Annotated in this window: 16 protein-coding genes; 6 read left to right on the forward strand and 10 right to left on the reverse strand. The window is 68.0% G+C overall.

The genetic code is table 11. From position 1 onward, the window contains the following. Position 1 precedes the first annotated feature (1 nt). Positions 2-1,339: a type I glutamate--ammonia ligase gene (gene glnA, locus ON20_RS08360; protein WP_040834383.1), complete on the forward strand. Its 1,338-nt coding sequence runs from the start codon at positions 2-4 to the stop codon at positions 1,337-1,339. A gap of 47 nt (positions 1,340-1,386) precedes the next feature. Then, positions 1,387-4,398: a bifunctional [glutamine synthetase] adenylyltransferase/[glutamine synthetase]-adenylyl-L-tyrosine phosphorylase gene (locus ON20_RS08365; protein ID WP_040834384.1), complete on the forward strand. Its 3,012-nt coding sequence runs from the start codon at positions 1,387-1,389 to the stop codon at positions 4,396-4,398. Between the two features lie 144 nt (positions 4,399-4,542). On the opposite strand, the gene ON20_RS08370 is transcribed toward ON20_RS08365, so the two are convergent. The 4 genes from ON20_RS08370 to ON20_RS08385 form a co-directional block, all read right to left on the reverse strand. Next, positions 4,543-5,238, reverse strand: coding sequence for a type 1 glutamine amidotransferase domain-containing protein (locus ON20_RS08370; protein WP_040834415.1), 696 nt, complete (start codon positions 5,236-5,238; stop codon positions 4,543-4,545). 462 nt (positions 5,239-5,700) lie between these two features. Continuing rightward, entirely contained in the window at positions 5,701-6,657 is a 957-nt protein-coding gene (locus ON20_RS08375; RefSeq protein ID WP_083864749.1) for an alpha/beta hydrolase, read from the reverse strand. Then, the gene (locus tag ON20_RS08380; RefSeq protein ID WP_051161944.1) at positions 6,654-8,048 is read right to left on the reverse strand and encodes a M20 family peptidase; all 1,395 of its coding nucleotides are present in this window, start codon (positions 8,046-8,048) and stop codon (positions 6,654-6,656) included. The genes ON20_RS08375 and ON20_RS08380 overlap by 4 nt, the downstream gene beginning before the upstream one ends. Beyond that, on the reverse strand, positions 8,045-9,724 hold the full coding sequence (locus ON20_RS08385; protein ID WP_040834385.1) for a CocE/NonD family hydrolase: 1,680 nt from the start codon (positions 9,722-9,724) through the stop codon (positions 8,045-8,047). The genes ON20_RS08380 and ON20_RS08385 overlap by 4 nt, the downstream gene beginning before the upstream one ends. Before the next feature lie 157 nt (positions 9,725-9,881). Between ON20_RS08385 and ON20_RS08390 the strand changes: the two genes are divergently transcribed. Continuing rightward, positions 9,882-10,619 (forward strand): DUF4191 domain-containing protein, encoded by a 738-nt coding sequence (locus ON20_RS08390; RefSeq protein WP_040834386.1) that lies wholly within the window; start codon positions 9,882-9,884, stop codon positions 10,617-10,619. A gap of 14 nt (positions 10,620-10,633) precedes the next feature. On the opposite strand, the gene ON20_RS38645 is transcribed toward ON20_RS08390, so the two are convergent. From ON20_RS38645 to ON20_RS08400, 3 genes are read right to left on the reverse strand one after another with little or no spacing between them, the layout of a single operon-like run. Next, positions 10,634-10,777 (reverse strand): hypothetical protein, encoded by a 144-nt coding sequence (locus tag ON20_RS38645; protein WP_245547112.1) that lies wholly within the window; start codon positions 10,775-10,777, stop codon positions 10,634-10,636. A gap of 3 nt (positions 10,778-10,780) precedes the next feature. Further along, positions 10,781-10,960 (reverse strand): DUF2568 domain-containing protein, encoded by a 180-nt coding sequence (locus tag ON20_RS38650; RefSeq protein ID WP_051161946.1) that lies wholly within the window; start codon positions 10,958-10,960, stop codon positions 10,781-10,783. Positions 10,961-10,998: 38 nt separating this feature from the next. Continuing rightward, positions 10,999-11,454: an RDD family protein gene (locus tag ON20_RS08400; protein WP_040834387.1), complete on the reverse strand. Its 456-nt coding sequence runs from the start codon at positions 11,452-11,454 to the stop codon at positions 10,999-11,001. A 534-nt stretch (positions 11,455-11,988) separates the two neighbouring features. Here ON20_RS08400 and glnA (ON20_RS08405) point away from each other — a divergent pair. Beyond that, positions 11,989-13,425: a type I glutamate--ammonia ligase gene (glnA, locus tag ON20_RS08405; protein ID WP_040834388.1), complete on the forward strand. Its 1,437-nt coding sequence runs from the start codon at positions 11,989-11,991 to the stop codon at positions 13,423-13,425. Positions 13,426-13,446: 21 nt separating this feature from the next. On the opposite strand, the gene ON20_RS08410 is transcribed toward glnA (ON20_RS08405), so the two are convergent. Both ON20_RS08410 and ON20_RS08415 read right to left on the reverse strand, forming a co-directional pair. After that, positions 13,447-13,848 carry a hypothetical protein gene (locus ON20_RS08410; protein WP_157228756.1) on the reverse strand — a complete coding sequence of 134 codons (402 nt, stop codon included), beginning with the start codon at positions 13,846-13,848 and terminating at the stop codon, positions 13,447-13,449. 3 nt (positions 13,849-13,851) lie between these two features. Beyond that, on the reverse strand, positions 13,852-15,033 hold the full coding sequence (locus ON20_RS08415; RefSeq protein WP_306306832.1) for a helix-turn-helix domain-containing protein: 1,182 nt from the start codon (positions 15,031-15,033) through the stop codon (positions 13,852-13,854). Positions 15,034-15,173: 140 nt separating this feature from the next. Between ON20_RS08415 and ON20_RS36205 the strand changes: the two genes are divergently transcribed. Beyond that, the gene (locus tag ON20_RS36205; protein ID WP_157228757.1) at positions 15,174-15,344 is read left to right on the forward strand and encodes a hypothetical protein; all 171 of its coding nucleotides are present in this window, start codon (positions 15,174-15,176) and stop codon (positions 15,342-15,344) included. Positions 15,345-15,367: 23 nt separating this feature from the next. Next, positions 15,368-15,706, forward strand: coding sequence for a hypothetical protein (locus ON20_RS08420; RefSeq protein WP_040834390.1), 339 nt, complete (start codon positions 15,368-15,370; stop codon positions 15,704-15,706). Positions 15,707-15,793: 87 nt separating this feature from the next. On the opposite strand, the gene ON20_RS37865 is transcribed toward ON20_RS08420, so the two are convergent. Further along, positions 15,794-16,095: hypothetical protein (locus ON20_RS37865; RefSeq protein WP_218002475.1), on the reverse strand; the 302-nt coding region annotated here is incomplete at its 5' end.

The following is a 16,095-nucleotide window of genomic DNA, read 5'->3' on the forward strand; positions in this document are numbered from 1 at the left end:
CATGGATCGCCAGAAGGAATTCGTGCTGCGGACGCTCGAAGAGCGGGATATCCGCTTCGTACGTCTCTGGTTCACCGACGTCTTGGGCTATCTCAAATCCGTCGCGATCGCCCCCGCCGAACTGGAAGGTGCCTTCGAGGAAGGTATCGGTTTCGACGGTTCGGCCATCGAAGGTTTCGCCCGGATCTCGGAGGCCGATATGGTCGCCCGCCCCGATCCGTCGACGTTCCAGGTCCTACCGTGGTCATCGAGCAAGGGCCACCAGCACTCGGCACGGATGTTCTGCGATATCACCATGCCGGGCGGGTCCCCGTCGTGGGCCGACCCCCGGCATGTGCTGCGGCGCCAGCTCAACAAGGCGGGCGATGTCGGGTTCAGCTGCTATGTGCATCCGGAGATCGAGTTCTTCCTGTTGAAGAACACTCCCAACGGGGCCGACCCGGTTCCCGCCGACAACGGCGGGTTCTTCGACCAGGCCGTGCACGATTCCGCCCCCAACTTCCGGCGCCACGCCATCGACGCGCTCGAGTCCATGGGGATCTCGGTGGAGTTCAGCCACCACGAGGGCGCGCCCGGCCAGCAGGAGATCGACCTGCGCTACGCCGACGCGCTGTCCATGGCCGATATCGTGATGACCTTCCGCTACCTCATCAAGGAAGTCGCCATCGCCGAGGGCGTGCGCGCCACCTTCATGCCCAAGCCGTTCGCCCAATACCCGGGTTCGGCCATGCACACCCATATGAGCCTGTTCGAGGGCGAGTCGAACGCCTTCCACGATCCCGACGATCCGATCAACCTGTCGGCGACCGCGCGCGCGTTCATCGCGGGCATCCTCGAGCACTCCCACGAGATCAGCGCCATTACCAACCAGTGGGTCAATTCCTACAAGCGGCTCATCCACGGCGGCGAGGCGCCGACCGCCGCGTCCTGGGGCCGGTCGAACCGCTCGGCGCTGGTGCGGGTGCCGATGTACACCCCGAACAAGGCGTCCTCGCGTCGTGTCGAGATCCGCAGCCCCGATTCGTCCTGCAACCCGTACCTGACCTTCGCGGTGCTGCTGGCCGCGGGTCTGCGCGGGATCGAGAAGGGGTACGAGCTGCCGCCGGAGGCCGAGGACGATGTGTGGGCGCTGACCGCCGCCGAACGGCGGGCCATGGGCTTCCGCGAGCTGCCCGGCACCCTGGACGAGGCATTGCACGCGATGGAACGGTCGGAACTGGTCGCCGAAACCCTCGGCGAACACGTCTTCGACTTCTTCCTGCGCAACAAGCGCCGGGAATGGGCCGACTACCGCAGCCAGGTGACGGCGTTCGAGCTGCGCGAGTACCTGGACCTGTGATCCGATACCCGGCCGGTCACCGCACCTCGGCCGGGTAATTTGAAGGGATGGTCCGGCCCCCGTCTGCCCGTTCCGCTGTTCCCGGTGTCGGTCGGCTCGGTTTGCTCGAGCCGACGGCGGCCGAATCGCTCCGCGAGCTCGGCTGGGACACCATCGAGGGGATTCCGCTGCTGTGGGCGCTCTCGCGCGCCCCCAACGCCGACCTGGCGCTGAACACCCTGATCCGCATCCGGGAAGGGCTCGGAAGCGACTGGGACGCCCTGGATTCGGCGCTGCGCACCGATACCGGGCTGCGGGCCAGGCTGTTCGCGGTGATCGGATCGTCCAGCGCGCTGGGCGACCACCTGGTGGCCGACCCCGCCGCCTGGGAACTGCTGCGCCGCCCCCACCTTCCCGACCGCGACGAGGTGCTGACCGATCTGCTCGCCGTGGTCGCCGCCGAGCCCGAGACCGGCCGCAATGCCGGTCCGATGCTGTTCCGCGCCGGGAAGTCCGGACCGGAGGTGGTGGCGCTGCTGCGCAAACGCTACCGCGATCAGCTGATGCTGGTGGCGGCCGCGGATCTGGCGCCGACCGTGGAGAACGAGCCGGTACTGCGGTATCAGGAGGTCTGCGCGCGTCTCACCGAACTGGCCGACGCCGCGCTCACCACCGCGCTGGCGGTGGCGGTGGCGCGGGTGTGCCGGGACGCGCCGTGCCCGGTGCGGTTGGCGGTGATCGCCATGGGCAAGAGCGGCGCCTGTGAACTGAACTATGTCAGCGATGTCGACGTCGTCTTCGTCGCCGAACCCGCCGACGCTACCGCGGGCCGGTTGGCCGCCGAGATGATGAGCGTGGCGTCGTCGGCCTTCTTCGATGTCGATGCCGCGCTGCGGCCGGAGGGCCGGGCCGGGGTGCTGGTGCGCACCCTGGACTCGCATCTGGCCTACTATCAGCGCTGGGCGCGGACCTGGGAATTCCAGGCGCTGCTCAAGGCGCGTCCGATGACCGGGGATCTGGAACTCGGCCTGCGGTATCAGGCGGCGGTGAGCCCGTTGGTGTGGACCGCGGCCGAACGCGAGGATTTCGTCGCCGACGTCCAGGCCATGCGTCGTCGCGTCGAGGACCTGGTCCCCGAGGAGTTGCGCGACCGCGAGCTCAAACTCGGGCACGGAAGCCTGCGTGATGTGGAATTCGCGGTGCAACTGCTGCAATTGGTGCACGGTCGGGTGGATGAGTCCCTGCGCGTGGCGGCCACCGTGGAGGCCTTGGCGGCGCTGGCCGAGCGCGGCTATGTCGGTCGCGAGGACGCCGCCAATCTCACCGCCTCCTACGAATTCCTGCGCCTGCTGGAACACCGGCTGCAACTGCAGCGGCTCAAACGCACCCACACCCTGCCCGCCGCCGACGACGAGGAGGGCATGCGCTGGCTGGCCCGCGCCGCGCATATCCGCCCCGACGGCAGACAGAATGCCGCCGGCGTGCTGCGCACCGAGATCCGGCGCACCACAGCCCGGGTGCGGCGGCTGCACGCCCGGCTGTTCTACCGGCCGCTGCTGGAATCGGTGGCGCGGCTGGAACCCGACGCGCTGCGTCTGAGCCCCGACGCCGCCGTCCGCCAGCTCGCCGCCCTCGGCTACGCCGCCCCCGAACACGCGCTCGGTCATCTGCGCGCGCTCACCGGCGGCGTCTCCCGCAAGGGCCGGATCCAGGCACTGCTGTTGCCGACCCTGCTGGAATGGCTCGGCGACACCCCCGACCCGGACGCCGGCCTGCTCGCCTACCGGCGGGTGTCCGAGGGGCTGACGGATATGGACTGGTATCTGCGGGTACTGCGGGACGAGGGCGCGGTCGGGCAGCGGCTGATGATCGTGCTCGGCTCCTCGGCGTATCTGCCGGATCTGCTCATCAACGCCCCCGACACCATCCGCATGTACGCCGACGGGCCGGAGGGGCCGCTGCTGCTGCGCACCCGGCCGGCGGAGGTGGCCGGCGGTATCCTCACCGCCGCCGCCCGCTACGAAGACCCGAAACGCGCGGTGGCGGCGGCTCGTTCGCTGCGCCGGCACGAACTGGCACGGGTCGCGTCGGCGGATCTGCTCGGCCTGCTCGACGTGCCGCAGGTGTGCGCGGCGCTGTCCTCGGTGTGGGTGGCGGTGCTGGACGCGGCGCTGCGAGCGGTGATCCGGGCCGGTGAGGCCCGGCGCGGCGTGCCCGCCCCCGCCGCCATGGCGGTGATCGGGATGGGACGGCTCGGCGGCAGGGAACTGGGCTACGGCTCGGACGCCGATGTGCTGTTCGTCTGCGACCCACGTCCCGGCGAGGACGAGACGGCGGCCGTGAAATGGGCCAACGGCGTCGCCGAACAGGTGCGGCAGCTGCTCGGCGCCCCCAGCACCGACCCGCCGCTGGAAGTGGACGCCGGACTGCGCCCCGAAGGCCGCAGCGGTCCGCTGGTGCGCACCCTCGCCTCCTACAACGCCTACTACAGCCAGTGGGTGCAGCCGTGGGAGGTGCAGGCGCTGCTGCGCGCCCACCAGGTGGCGGGCGACCAGGACCTCGGCGTCCGCTTCCTGCGCACCATCGACCCGGTGCGCTACCCGTCCGGCGGCGTCTCCACCGAGGCGGTCCGCGAGATCCGCCGCATCAAGGCCCGCGTGGATTCCGAACGTCTGCCCCGCGGCGCCGACCCGGCCACCCACACCAAACTCGGCCGCGGCGGGCTCACCGATATCGAGTGGACCGTGCAGCTACTGCAGTTGCGGCACGCGCACGAGGTCCCGGAACTGCACAACACCTCCACCCTCGAATCACTGGACGTCATCGAGAACGGCGGCCTGCTCGACGCCGAGGACGTGCACCGACTCCGGCAGGCATGGCTGACCGTCACCGCCGCTCGTAACGCGCTGGTGCTCGTCCGAGGCAAACCCACCGACCAACTTCCCGGCCCCGGCCGCACCCTGTCGGCAGTGGCCCGGGTCGCGGGCTGGACCGACGGCGACGGTAACGAGTTCCTCGACAACTACCTGCGGGTTACCCGACACGCGAGGGCCGTGGTGGAGCGGGTGTTCGGAACCTGAGCCGGCGCCTGCCCCGACCGGTCCGGGACCGTCCTACTCGGCCGCGGCCGAAAGGGTCTTCCGCAGGCTCTCGAATCGATTCGGGGGCCTGCGGTGTTTCGGAGCCGAGCGTCGGCTGCCCGGTGCCGGATTCGTCCGCGGCGGTCATTGCGATCGCAACACGTCGACGACGGCTTCGGCGACCGCCCGGGCGCTGCCGGGGTTCTGGCCGGTGATCAGGCGCCCATCGGTGACCACGTGGGTGTCGAAGGGTTTGTCGGCGCTGCTGTAGTTGCCGCCACGGTTGCGCAACTCGTCCTGCAGGCTGAACGGGACGGCGTCGGCGCGTTGGGCCGCCTGCTCCTCCGGCCAGGAGAATCCGGTGACATTCTTCCCCTCGAGCAGCGGTTCTCCGTTATCGAGCATGACCTCCAGCAGGCCGGCGGGGCCGTGACACACGGCCGAGACGATGCGCCCGCTGTCGTAGAACTTCGCGGTGAGCGCGGCCAGGTGGGGGTCTTTGAAGTCGAACATGACCCCGTGTCCGCCGGTGAGGTAGATGGCGTCGTAGTCCTGCACATCCACGTCGCCGACTTTCGTGGTGTCCTCGAGCAGGTCCATGAACTCCCGGTCGGCGTAGCGCCGGTCAGTGCCCAACTCGGCCAGCACGTCATGGGCCAGGCTCTCCGGGTCCAAGGGAACGTAACCACCCGCGGGGCCGGCGATCTCGACGTCGAAACCGTTGTCCTTGACGTAATCGTAGAAATGAGTCAACTCACCCAGCCACAACCCGGTGCGGTAACCCACCTTCTCGTATTCGCCCGCGTTCGTGACGATGACCAAGATCTTGTTGGTGGCCATATCCGTCCTCCGTTCCTTCGACCGGCCGGTCGTGGTGTCAATCGGTACGGTGCGGAGCCGGTGTCCACGCCTGCCCATTCGGGCGTCATACCGGTAGCCGACCCCAGCGTGCGGGCAGTACCCCGCTCACTGTCCACCAATCCGCCCTCGACCATCCCGCGGGCGGCGACACCGCGGCGAACGAGCCCGCCCGTTGCCGAATGGTCCGAATGCCGGTGTCCCTGCGGAACGGGTACGGCGAGTTCGCGCCTCGGGTGAAGTTCGAGGAAGTGACCGCGCTCATCACCGGTCCGGGCTATCGCATCGAGCCGGACAACGAGGCGGTGGTATCGCCGTGGACACCACCGGGGAACGCGGCACCGAGACGTTCCCACCCCCGAGCAGCGTTGTCCTTCCGGGCGGCCCGAAGTCGAGGAGACGCGCTGCGCCATGTCGGGTTGCCCGTTCCCGCAGGTGGTCCGCCTAATCCGTGGAGACGTGCCCCAGCAGCCATTCGACCACGTCCGAGAGCACCCGGTCGCGCTCCGGCTCGTTGAAGATCTCGTGGTAGAAACCCTCATAGCGCCGGACGGTGAGGTCGTCGGTCCCCGCCCCCGCTTCGATCCGGTCCGTGCTCGACGGGGCGGCGATGGTGTCGGCGGTGCCGTGCATGGCCAGGGTCGGCACCGTCAGCCGGTCCAGGCGTGCGCTCACGGTGTTCGCGGCGAACAGGATCTCGGTGGCGGTGCGGGCGGGCAGTTTGCCGCGGAACACCAGCGGGTCGCTGTCGTAGGCGGCGACCACGGCCGGGTCTCGGCTGATATCCGACGAATCCAGTTTCAGCACACCGAGATTCGGGACGATCCGGGTCAGCACCGGTGCGGCCAGACGCTGCACGGGATTGCCCAGTGGGATATCGAGCGGCGGCGCCGAGACCACGATCCCGGCCGCGTCGAGCGGAGCCCGGGTCGCCAGATGGAGCACGATCAGGGCTCCCATCGAATGCCCGAGCACGAACCGCGGCACCCCGGGGAACGCCTGGCCCGCCAGGTCGAGCAGGCGGGCCGTATTGTCCGCGGCGTTGTCGATCGACCCGATATTGGCGCGGGCCCCACCCGAGGCGCCATGCCCCGCATGGTCCAGCGTGTACACCGCGAAACCGGCCTCGTTCAACCGCTTCCCGACATGTTCGTACCGCCCGGAGTGTTCGGCCGCGCCGTGCGACAGCGCGATCACCCCGCGGACATCGCCCTCGGGCAACCAGGCGCGCCAGACGATCCGCTTGCCGACGCTGTCGAAGGCGCCGGTGTCCGGCCGGCCGGGATCGAGGGCCGGCTCGGCGATGCCGCCGGGCGTTTCACCGGCGTCCGGTTCGGCCGCGGCGCTTGCCGCGTGTTCTTCTGTGGGGGGCTTCGTGTCCGGTGTCTCCCGATCGCTCATCCCTCGGCTCCTGCGTGCTGAAATGTCGCGGCCGGCGGTTCGGCCGTCACCGCGAGATGGTCGATGAGCCGCCGGTTGAAATCGATGAGCCGAGCGTAGTTCACCAGCGACAGCCGTTCATCGGTTCCGTGGATCCGCTCCAGGTCCTGTTGGGTGAGCAGGATCGGGGCGAAATTGCAGCGGGTGCCGGCCAGATCGTGGTAGTGCCGGGAATCGGTGGCACCGGGAACCAGACCGGTGGTGACCGCGATCCCGGGAACGACGGCCTCGGCGAGGGCGGCGATCCGCTCGAACTGCGGACCCGGCCGTCCGACCGGAGACGGCTCCGACGACATTCCGACAACCTCGATCCGCACCCGCTCGTCGCGTACGACCTTCCGGCAGTGGGCGAGCACACCCGCCACCGAATCGCCGGGCAGGATTCGGAAATTGACCAGTGCCTCGGCATGCTGCGGCAGTACGTTCGCCTTCACTCCGCCGTGGATCACCGTGGGGGCGGTGGTGGTACGCACCAGGGCCTCGGTCTGCGGGCGCGCGGCCATGATCCGGGTGATGACGGGGGTGGCGGCGCGAGTGAACCGCAGCAGCCCGCGCCGCACCGCGGGCATGGTGGGGCGTAGCCGAGCCAGCATGTCGAACACTACGGGCGTCACCCGCAGTGGCATCGGATGCTCCTGGATCCGGCTCACGGCCCGGGCCAACCGCCCCACCGCGGTCGGCCCGCTCGGCATGGACGAATGCCCGCCCACCTCGGTGACGGTCAGCCGCACCGTGGCGTAGCCCTTCTCACCCAGCATGATCGTCGCCACCGGTTGCCGGACCCCGTCGGCGACGCCTTCGGTTATCACTCCGCCCTCGTCCAGCAGCAGGTCGGCACGCACCCCGGCCTCGCGCAGCCGCCGCGCCATCCGCACCGCGCCCTCGGTGCCGAACACTTCCTCGTCATGCCCGAACGCCAGATATACCGTGTGCCGCGGGCGCACCCCCGCGGTCAGCGCGGCCTCCACCGCTTCCAGGATCGCGACCAGCCGGCTCTTGTCGTCGATCGCGCCGCGTCCCCAGACGAACTCGTCGTCGACCACACCCGCGAACGGGGGATGGGTCCAACGCCGTGATTCATCGGCGGGGACCACGTCCTGGTGGGCGAGCAGGATCGCCGCCGTCCGCGACGGGTCGACCCCGTGCCAGGTGTAGAGCCTGCTGTGGCCGAAGCGCTCCAGTCCCAGTTCGGCGTGCACGCGGGGGAAGGACCGCTCCAGGTGCTCGGCCAGCCGCGCGAACTCCGCGTCGTCGGTGTCGGCGGGATTCTCCCGGGACACCGTGGCGCAGCGCAGCGCCGCCGCCAGCCGTTCGGCCGTTTCGGTGTCGACCGCGGGGGTGCGGCCGGTCATCGGACGGTGAGATCGTTCAGATTCAGGGGCATCCTCGCATTGTCCAGCATCACCGGGTCGAGGGCGACGACCTGTTTCCCGAGCTGCTCCCGCTGCTTGGGGGTGAGCCCACTCGGCAGGTCGGCCTGCCTGACCGTACGCAACACCGGCAGTTCGAGCTCGGCCGACTCCACGCTCACCTGCGCGAAAGCCGGCTCGTGCGCCCACTGGTCGTCCACCACATCGGTGATCTTCACCCCCAGGCGGTGCCCCGGCGGGATCAGCCAGTCGTGTCCGGTCAACTCGATCCGCGCGGTCTCCGAGACCGGGGCGATACCCCGGGTGACGGCGATCGCGGTGTTGTCCGGGGAGACGTCGTAGACTTCGATCGCCACGGTGGTGTTCGCCGGGCCGCTCGCCCGCACCGTCGCTGTCGGCAGGCCGGACAGGTGCATCGCCTGCGGCAGCGGCTCCGACACCGTCCAGATTTCCCGGTCGGGGCCGGGCGGCAGCCCGCGGTCCATATAGTGGCCGGTGCGCAGGGGGATCGGGACGCGCACCGCGTCCGGTGGCGGCCAGGTCTGCTCCGAGCGCCACGCGCCGTCGGAACGCCCGACGGAGACCCGCGGCCCGGGGACCGTCACATCGCGTCCGGCCACGTGCCTGTCGAAGAAGGCGAGGATCTCGGGATTGAAGTCGGGGCCGCCGCACGGTTCGTAGCAGTTACGGTGCCCCCACATCCCGAACCACGCCTTGTGCTCGCCGGGACCCTGCACCTTCCACACATCGAACACCTTCCAGGGACGGGTGTTGAAATCGCCGAACCCTTGGCCGAGGAACAGGGGAATGGTGTTGCCGGCCACCATCGGGATCAGATTGCGGTCCCGCCAGAACGCGGTGCTGCCGTCGGGGTTCGAGATCTGTCTCGCGTACTCGGCGTAGCATTCGACCGAGATACTCGCCACATTGGCGTGGTACTCGGGCGGGTCCGTGGGATGGCCGGGCAGGGCGGCGATCAGTGAATGCTCGTACCCCACCAGATAGCCCGGTCGGACCCCGCGCTCACTGATCGGCTTGATGGTGAACCGCCAGGGAAGTCCCTGCATATAGGCGTAGGAGTAGGGGTCGGCGGTGGGCGCGAAAGAGGCGACGGCCGCCAGCCCCTTCGGTTTGGTCACCAGTCCCATCAACCCGGTCCGTCCCTCGTAGGAGACACCGGCCAGGCCCACCTTCCCGGTGGACCACGGTTGGCTCGCTGCCCATTCCACCGCGGTCTTCACATCCGAGCGTTCCCCCGGCCCGCCATAGTCCGGGCACCCCGACGAGCCTCCGAACCCGCGCAGGTCGGCGATGACATAGGTGTATCCGGCCTGGAGGAACATCTCGACATCGAGGTCGACCACCGACGGCCCGCCCTCGAGCCGGGGTTCGGTGATGTACCCGCCGTGCGCCCGGTACGGGCTGACGGTGAGGATCACCGGTGTGCGGACGTCGTCGGCGATGCCCGGCGGCCGCAGCACGTCCGCGTGCATCCGCACCCCGTCGGTGGAGTCGAAGAATTCCTGCCACCACCGGAACGGGAACTGCGCCTGCGCCGGGGGCGCCCCCCAGATGGCGAACGGGGCCGCGACGGCGACCGCGGTGACGAAGCCGAGCAGCAGCAACAGTCTGCGCGGCACGGAGAATCGTGAGGTCACTCCAAGGACTATCGAGGGTGCGGCCCGATGCGTCCAGACCCAGAAAACCGGGGATGCCATGGCGTCCGGCACCGGGACCCGGCGCCGGTGGTCGGGTGAGGGGAGCGCGGTCGTCCCGTGCACGGGACCGTGTCCCACGGCAACTATTCTGGAAACCATGGCAGCAGGTAAGCCCGACAAAGAGGCGAAAGCCGCGGCGAAGGCGGCGCGCAAACAGCAGTCGAAGGAACGTCGTCAGCAGCTCTGGCAGGCGTTCCAGATGCAGCGCAAAGAAGACAAACTGCTGCTGCCGCTGATGATCGGCGCGCTGGTCGTCACCACCGCCGTACTGTTCGGGGGCGGTTTCCCCTTCGGGCTGCAGTGGTTCATGCTGCCCCTGGGCCTGCTGCTCGGCGTGCTGCTCGCGTTCATCATCTTCGGTCGCCGCGTGCAGAGCACCGTCTACCGCCGGGCCGAGGGCCAGGCCGGCGCCGCGGCGTGGGTCCTGGACAATTTGCAGGGCAAATGGCGGGTGAGCAGCGGTGTCGCCGCCACCACCCAGCTGGACGTGGTGCACCGGGTGATCGGCCTGCCGGGTGTCATCTTCGTCGCCGAGGGCACTCCGCAGCGGGTGCGGTCGTTGCTGGCACAGGAGAAGAAGCGCACCGCCCGCCTCATCGGCGACACCCCGATCTACGACGTGATCATCGGTAACGAAGAGGGGCAGGTGCCGCTGAAGGACCTGCAGCGGCACCTCACCAAACTCCCGCGCAATATCGATACCAAGCGGATGGATCAGATCGAGGGCCGGCTGAGCGCCCTCGGCTCCCGCAAGGGCGGCCCCGCGATGCCGAAGGGCCCGCTGCCGACCGGCGCCAAGATGCGCGGTATGCAGCGCACCATCCGCCGTCGCTGAGCCCGCGCGCCGGCTCAGGCGCCGAGCAACCGGCCGACCCGGTCGTAGGCGAGCAGGTGACAGCCGACCAGAACCGCCGCGGACACCGGTGCCACACCGGGAAGCCCAGCGAACCACAGCGCGGCGGCGCCACCCCACAGCACCCCGAGTTCAATCATCGGTCAGATGGTTTCGGGCACCGCGATCACTCCCCACAGGGCCACCGTCACCATCGGCAGCGCCAGGACGAGAAGCCAACGCCAAGGGCTGTCGGCGCAGCGCCGACCGAGCACGCCGAAGGAGACCACAGCGCTGACCTCGAGCAGAAAACGGACCCCGAGCAGCGCCGGACGAAGTGACACGGGTGCGGCCTGGATCGGCTCGTATGCGCCGCGCCCGCTCAGCGGGCGCGCACCACGGCGGTACCGGTGGCCCGATCGTGCATACCGCGCCCGTCCGCGTCGGTGAACAGGGCCGGAACCACGAACACCAGCAGGACTTGGCGGCCCAATGCCCGGACGAACCCCACCGGTGCCGCCACATCGACCCGGATCACCCGCAGGCGCAGGAAGTACTGACCGGGAGTGAACCCGAACAGGGTTACCGTGCCGATCCCGATCAGCGCCCACACGAGCAGCGTCAGCTGCGATACCGCCGCCCCCTGCACGATCAGCGCGGAGATGCCGAGCGCGATCATCCAGTCGACGAACAGCGCCCCGATCCGCCGGGCCATCCCGGGCAGCGAGCCAACCCCCTTGCGCGGCAGCCCCAGCAGCTCGCCGGGATAGGTGTCGTTCGCCGAATCACCGGGATCGGCGGAGGGTCCGGAAAGCCATGATCCGGTGATACGTGCCATGTGCCCAGGATAGGCGGCTGCCTCGACGACGCTCGGACCGGCGCGTCGGCGGCTGCCTCGCCTGCGCCCGGCGCGTCCCCGGTTGCCCGGTCGGCACCGGTCTCGTCGTATCCGAGGTGGCCTCGCCTGCGCTGAACCGGGGCATTCGGCTGCTCCGCGGTGCGCTCGGCTCGGCGGCCGAGGCTGCCTTGCCCGCATCCGGTCGCCGGCCGGGTTGCCTCGTTTCACTCGGCTCGGCGGCCGGCACTGCCCGCCTCCTCGGTCCATACACGATTGTCGGCGGACCGGCCGCCGGGCGTGACCGCAGAAGTGCCTCGGATGTCGTATCACCGGTGCTCACGCCCGCGATAGAGTTTTGAGTGCCCGCTGAACGGCTCTCACCTCCGACGTGGCCGGCGCCACTCCCGCCACCGCACGTGTAACACCGGCGAAACACGGGCTTGACGGCCGGGAAACACCACGTCCATAGCGTCGATTCGCGACGCCCTGCACTTGATACTGGCTGGGGAACCTGATCCCTATAAGGAGAACTAAGTGACGTTCAGCACGGCCGACGAGGTCATCAAGTTCATCGCCGACGAGGAAGTCGAGTACATCGACATCCGTTTCAGCGACCTGCCCGGTGTGCAGCAGCATTTCTCCATTCCGGCGAAGGCGTTCACCACCGACCTCGCCGAGGAAGGTCTGGCGTTCGACGGTTCCTCGGTGCGTGGCTTCCAATCCATCGACGAGTCCGACATGCTGCTGTTGCCCGACTACAGCACCGCGCAGCTGGACCCGTTCCGGGCCGCGAAGACACTCAATATGAACTTCTTCGTGCACGATCCGTTCACCCGCGAGGCCTACTCCCGCGACCCGCGCAATATTGCCCGCAAGGCGGAGGAGTACCTGCGCTCCACCGGTATCGCCGACACCGCGTTCTTCGGCCCCGAGGCGGAGTTCTACATCTTCGACTCGATCCGCTACGACTCGGCCATGAACGGCGCGTTCTACGAGATCGAATCCATTTCCGGTTCCTGGAACACCGGCGCCGAGTTCAACCCGGACGGCACCCCGAACCGCGGCTACAAGGTCCGCAACAAGGGCGGCTACTTCCCGGTGGCTCCCTACGACCACTACGTGGACCTGCGCGACAATATATCCACCAACCTGCAGAACGCCGGATTCGAGTTGGAGCGCGGGCACCACGAGGTCGGCACCGCCGGTCAGGCCGAGATCAACTACAGGTTCAACACCCTGCTGCACGCGGCCGACGATCTGCAGCTGTTCAAGTACATCGTCAAGAACACCGCGTGGGCCGAGGGCAAGACCGTCACCTTCATGCCGAAGCCGCTGTTCGGCGACAACGGCTCGGGTATGCACGTGCACCAGTCGCTGTGGAAGGACGGCAAGCCGCTGTTCCACGACGAGGCCGGCTACGGTGGCCTGTCGGATCTGGCCCGCCACTACATCGGCGGCATCCTGCACCACGCCCCATCGCTGCTGGCGTTCACCAACCCCACCGTGAACTCCTACCACCGCCTGGTCCCCGGCTACGAGGCCCCGATCAACCTGGTGTATTCCCAGCGCAACCGCTCCGCCGCGGTCCGCATCCCGGTCACCGGCAACAACCCGAAGGCCAAGCGTATCGAGTTCCGTGCCCCGGACTCTTCGGGCAACCCGTACCTGGCCTTCGCCGCCATGCTGATGGCCGGCCTGGACGGCATCAAGAAGAAGATCGAGCCGCTGGCCCCGGTCGACAAGGACCTCTACGAGCTGCCGCCGGAGGAGGCCAAGAACATCCCGCAGGCCCCCACCAGCCTGGCGACGGTCATCGACCGCCTGGAAGCCGACCACGAGTACCTCACCGAGGGCAATGTCTTCACCGAGGACCTGATCGAAACCTGGATCACCCTCAAGCGGGAGAACGAGATCGCCCCGGTCAACCTGCGGCCGCACCCGTACGAGTTCGAGCTGTACTTCGACGTGTAAGCCTGACCTGCGCGTTTATGCCTAATTCGGGCTTTCGGTATGCAGGGAGTACGCAGTAGAAGAGGCAGAGTCCATCCGTTCGGTGATCACTCCGGCGATCACCCGACGGGTGGTCTCGTCTGTATCGGGCCACAAATGCCCACAGGCATCCAAGGTGGCCTTGGCTGGGGCGTGCCGCATTCGGGCTTGCACGACCTTTATGTTCGCCCCACCCTCACTCTTGCCGAACGGGTCGGACACAACCCGATCTCCCGGCCAGCGCTTCACCGCGGCTGCCAACATCAGCGCCGGCTCGTTCGGGATCGGAATGGGGGCCTCGGAGCCGTCCGTCTTCACTGGCTTCGCCGGCCACTGCTGCTTTGAGCCAGTCGGAGTGCCACGGTCCGGCAGCACCATGCCCTGAGTTCCGCTCAGTGGATCCAACTGTCACAGCGTCGTTCCGAGCCATGACGCGAACCCGACCAAGCCCTCACTCCGTCGCCGCTGCGCCGCCGCGATGCCGTACACCGTTTCGCGGACCGATGGATGCAATTTGGTCTGCTGGGGTGCGACCAGTCGCGCGCGGTTCAGCGCCGCGAGTGCTTGATCCGGCTTGCCTATCATCAACCATGCACGACTCACGTCCTGCCAGTGATGGCCGGCGCGCGGCGGCGCGGTTTTCCTGGGAAGGGTGAGATTCGATCCTTCGTGCGCCGCCTTGCCGGGATCACCTGATTCCAGCGCTACGGCAGCGGTATGGATACCGACGTTCACAGGACCGAAAAGAGTCCCGTATGCATCGCTCTCGTGGCGCATAGGTGCGGCGATCCGGCGAGCTTCCCGCAAATGATCCTCGGCTACATCAGGGCGGAAGCCTCGAGCAGCAATAATCGCCCCGGTCAAGTGCGCGGAACCGCGTACGGCGTCTACGCCTTCGCCCTCACCCGATATCGAATTCAGGCCACGTTCAATCAGGTTCAGACCCAAATCGGCACGGTCGTAGTACATGAGGATGCGCGCCCGTTTGATGAGTGCTTGCGGTCCGTAAAGCGGGTCGTCGGCGCGTTCCGCTGTCCATTCCAGCCGATCGATTACTGAAGGTGCGAGGCTGGTGAACCCGAATCGTCGGCACAACCGCTCGGCGGTGAGGAACGCTTGAGACAACATCGTGCACACCCGCGCGGTATCGGACGCCTCGTGCAGGACTCCATACAACCGGCGGATCACTTCGGGCAGACGGGCCAGAGCAACACGACCTTGATCAGCGAAGTACGCCCGGTCTATATCGTTCAGTTCCGCTTGCAGTCGCTCTAGGGGCCAAGGCTCCACCGGCTCGACGTAGGCACCTTCGGCCAGAATGGCGCGCAGTTCGGTAGAGCCCTCCAACGGCCCATCCTGTTCGATGGTGTCGCGGTACGGAGTACCGGTGAGCTGCTCGGGTTCGACCCGCAACACACGCGCCGCCTTGGCCAGCAATGCCGGGCTGGCCACCCGGCGCCCCTGCTCGACCGCCCGCAACAGGCTGACGCTGTAGACCAACCTATTCGCCAACTGCTGCTGTGACAGTCCGGCAAGCTTCCGTTCGCGGGCAATAGCCTTGCCTGCGTGGTGAGGACTCATATGTTCCATGCTGCGCCCAGTACCACCTTTGTGTCACTTCAGACAGCGCATTCCCCGCAAGGTAGGAGACAGCACCCGGCGCCGGGTTGCCTCCCTGGCTGCCCCGGCGCCAGGTGTTTTTCAGCAGGGGACAACGACAGGGGCCACACATGAGCCATGCCGAGCCATCACCGTTGCCGGACCGGACGCCGATGCGTTCTCAGGCGATCGTGACCGCGCTGACCATCTGGGAATTCACCGGCGCCCGGGTGGATGCCGATGCGTGCGACGACGTGGAGTTATTGGAGCGTATTGCCGAAGGACTGAGGACCAGCGCGTAACCGGGACGATAGGGGATCATCACGTGACGAAGCCGAGAGCGCTCGGATATCTGCGCAAGGACAAGTCCGGCGTACATCAGCAGTGGGACGAGGCCCAGATGCGCGCCCTGGCCAAGAGGTTCGGGTATGACCTGTGCAAGACGATCGTGTTCGACGAGTTCACCGAGGACCCGATCGGCAAGTTGGTGCACGCGGTCGGCCGGACCGAGGCCGAGGCGCCGTTCATTCCCGGCCTCAAGCATTTCGACGGCATCGTGCCGCGGACGGTGGTGTCGATTGCCGATGTCGTCACCGTGAGCCCGGCGCACACCTACACCCGATGGTCGACCGGGCAGCCACCCACCGAGATAGACGGGGCGTAGGTGTTGGTCGGGAAATGTCCACCCCATGTGCACGGAGGCGTGATACCTCGTCCAAATTGGACGAGGTTTGTCAGCGGCACACGTCCCTCACGTGTCGAGTTCGGTGTCGAGTTCGGTTGTTGCCGAATTTCGCCATACAGGATCAAGGGCGGCGCTGGCGCGCCGCCGACGCGGCGCACCGCGCCGCGACGCGCAACCGCCGGCCTCCGCAGGCTGCGGCAGGCGGGCGCGTCGGTGCGTTGCCCCGCGTTTGGCGACGTGGCAGAACGTGCCCTGTTCCTGTCTGGCCACTTTCTCAACGTCCTCGCAGTGCTGGGCACGACGAGAGCCGTACCCGACTTGCCTCCCGCAGCCCTCGATGAATCCGCCAGCACTCTGCCCGGTCCACC

This window comes from Nocardia brevicatena NBRC 12119 (assembly GCF_000308495.1).
GTDB classification, from domain to species: Bacteria; Actinomycetota; Actinomycetes; order Mycobacteriales; family Mycobacteriaceae; genus Nocardia; species Nocardia brevicatena.

What these genes read in the sequence shown, in the direction of transcription:
- glnA (WP_040834383.1), top strand. Translation starts at nt 2, where the DNA reads ATGGATCGCCAGAAGGAATTCGTGCTGCGGACGCTCGAAGAGCGGGAT.
- ON20_RS08365 (WP_040834384.1), top strand. Translation starts at nt 1,387, where the DNA reads ATGGTCCGGCCCCCGTCTGCCCGTTCCGCTGTTCCCGGTGTCGGTCGG.
- ON20_RS08370 (WP_040834415.1), bottom strand. Translation starts at nt 5,238, where the DNA reads ATGGCCACCAACAAGATCTTGGTCATCGTCACGAACGCGGGCGAATAC.
- ON20_RS08375 (WP_083864749.1), bottom strand. Translation starts at nt 6,657, where the DNA reads ATGAGCGATCGGGAGACACCGGACACGAAGCCCCCCACAGAAGAACAC.
- ON20_RS08380 (WP_051161944.1), bottom strand. Translation starts at nt 8,048, where the DNA reads ATGACCGGCCGCACCCCCGCGGTCGACACCGAAACGGCCGAACGGCTG.
- ON20_RS08390 (WP_040834386.1), top strand. Translation starts at nt 9,882, where the DNA reads ATGGCAGCAGGTAAGCCCGACAAAGAGGCGAAAGCCGCGGCGAAGGCG.
- ON20_RS38645 (WP_245547112.1), bottom strand. Translation starts at nt 10,777, where the DNA reads ATGATTGAACTCGGGGTGCTGTGGGGTGGCGCCGCCGCGCTGTGGTTC.
- ON20_RS08400 (WP_040834387.1), bottom strand. Translation starts at nt 11,454, where the DNA reads ATGGCACGTATCACCGGATCATGGCTTTCCGGACCCTCCGCCGATCCC.
- ON20_RS08415 (WP_306306832.1), bottom strand. Translation starts at nt 15,033, where the DNA reads ATGGAACATATGAGTCCTCACCACGCAGGCAAGGCTATTGCCCGCGAA.
- ON20_RS36205 (WP_157228757.1), top strand. Translation starts at nt 15,174, where the DNA reads ATGAGCCATGCCGAGCCATCACCGTTGCCGGACCGGACGCCGATGCGT.